The organism is Mesorhizobium sp. M7A.F.Ca.CA.003.01.2.1, assembly GCF_003998945.1.
Lineage (GTDB): Bacteria > Pseudomonadota > Alphaproteobacteria > Rhizobiales > Rhizobiaceae > Mesorhizobium > Mesorhizobium ciceri.
In genome coordinates this window covers 1-841 of record NZ_RZRA01001449.1, presented here as the reverse complement: position 1 = coordinate 841, position 841 = coordinate 1, and the positions used below count along the sequence as shown (strand labels likewise).

At 63.7% G+C, this 841-nt stretch carries 2 protein-coding genes; both read left to right on the top strand.

All coding sequences use genetic code 11. The features are described 5' to 3' along the window. Nucleotides 1–329: FtsX-like permease family protein (locus tag EN969_RS33375; RefSeq protein ID WP_127419873.1), on the top strand; the 329-nt coding region annotated here is incomplete at its 5' end. 131 nt (nt 330–460) lie between these two features. After that, nucleotides 461–703, top strand: a complete 243-nt coding sequence (locus tag EN969_RS33370; protein ID WP_013531069.1) for a hypothetical protein — start codon at nt 461–463, stop codon at nt 701–703. Nucleotides 704–841: the final 138 nt, after the last annotated feature.

Genomic DNA, 841 nt, shown 5'->3' with positions numbered 1-841 from the left:
GCATCATGAACATCATGCTGGTGTCGGTCACCGAACGCACCCGCGAGATCGGCATCAGGCTCGCCATCGGCGCGCATGAAAAGCACATCCTCATCCAGTTCCTGGTCGAGGCGACGGTGCTGTCGCTGCTCGGCGGCATTATCGGCATCCTGATCGGGCTGGCGCTGGCCGGCCTCGCCGCGGTGACGCTGACCATCCCGTTTGCGCCGAGCCCGGCGGTGATCCTGCTCGCCGTCGGCTTTTCCGCCCTGATCGGCATGGTGTTCGGCTTCTTCCCGGCGCTGCGCGGCGCCAGGCTCGACCCGATCGACGCACTTAGGCACGAATAGGGCAACCGGCCGAAACGCGGCCGGCGCTCAGACCGGTTTTGCACAGCCTTAGACGTTTCCACCCTACCCGCCACTGTCGCCGCGCCGTTCATGATGCTAGGGCAATTCACGCTTGGGTGGAGGAATAGCCAATGAGCAAGAAGGCACGACTGATCCTGACGATGGTCGTCATCGAGGCCTTCCTTGCAGGCATCTGGTGGTATCTCGCCCGCTTCGGCATGGCCAATCCCGATCGCGTCACAGCCGATTTTCAGGCAGTCGTCGGCCAGACCATGGGAATGGCGATGGGCGGTTTGCTCGGCATCGGCTTCATCCTGTTCCTCGTCGCCGCCCGCAACGATCGCAACGCGGCACAGAACAAGACGCGCCCTTAACTCCCGTTTGCGAAATGCCACTCGATCAGCGGCTTCATGTGCGGTGACAGGCCGACCGGCAGGTCGGCGGCATGGCGGATGATCACTGGCCCGTCGATCTCCGGCTCGGTTTCGGTGGCGACGAAGGCTGAGATGCGC

Excerpts from the sequence above, each read along its gene's own strand:
- EN969_RS33370 (WP_013531069.1), top strand. The coding sequence starts at position 461 with ATGAGCAAGAAGGCACGACTGATCCTGACGATGGTCGTCATCGAGGCC.